The following is a 274-nucleotide window of genomic DNA, read 5'->3' as shown; positions in this document are numbered from 1 at the left end:
TAACAATCTCAATTGCCTGCTCTTTTAACTGTATTCAGGCTTTTGAGAAGGAGCTTAAAGCTATTAACAGTGCTATTGAAAAAGCTGTTATGGGAATGAACCCTGTGGAATACCAAATTTTAATGTCAATCCCTGGTTTCGGTCCTGTTTACTCTAGTGGTATTCTTTCAGAATTAGGTAGTGTTCATGCATTCCCTAATAATAATGCCATTGCTAAATACGCTGGCATCGTATGGAAAGAAAATCAATCTGGCGGTTTCAAAGCTGAAAATAC

General features: G+C 37.2%; 1 protein-coding gene. It reads left to right on the top strand.

The window, feature by feature from the left end:
• Positions 1-274 (top strand): transposase (locus ACJDU8_RS25850; protein ID WP_406795044.1); only part of this gene is annotated, 274 nt, incomplete at both ends.

Source organism: Candidatus Clostridium eludens, from assembly GCF_045310515.1.
Taxonomy (GTDB): Bacteria; Bacillota; Clostridia; order Clostridiales; family Clostridiaceae; genus Clostridium_B; species Clostridium_B eludens.
Note: the sequence above shows the minus strand (reverse complement) of the source record. Positions and strands in the feature narration are given on the sequence as shown.